This window comes from Pantoea sp. GbtcB22 (assembly GCF_019091025.1).
GTDB classification, from domain to species: Bacteria; Pseudomonadota; Gammaproteobacteria; order Enterobacterales; family Enterobacteriaceae; genus Pantoea; species Pantoea leporis.
In genome coordinates this window covers 1-235 of the sequence record NZ_JAGXKB010000900.1, presented here as the reverse complement: position 1 = coordinate 235, position 235 = coordinate 1, and the positions used below count along the sequence as shown (strand labels likewise).

Below are 235 nucleotides of genomic sequence, written 5' to 3'. Positions count from 1 at the left end.
TGTCGGTCAGTAGCTTGTCGCTACATTTTCTGGTGGGCTGGTACGGAGATTTTTATAGTAAAGCGGGCGGGGATGAGGATGCCCATCCGCACATAATGCATAGTCGGGCAATTCCCCTAAATAGCGGTAGCCATGTGCCCGAAAAAAATTTTCTTCTGCAGAACCTGCAATGACATCCAAATAAAGCAGCCCACGCTGATAGCTTTCTCCTTTGTGCCCAAGCGTCTGCATTAAT

General features: G+C 48.1%; 1 pseudogene. It reads right to left on the bottom strand.

What is annotated here, in order from left to right:
• Positions 1-6: 6 nt before the first annotated feature.
• A pseudogene (locus KVT28_RS26995) lies at positions 7-235 on the bottom strand (DUF3141 domain-containing protein); the annotation flags it as partial.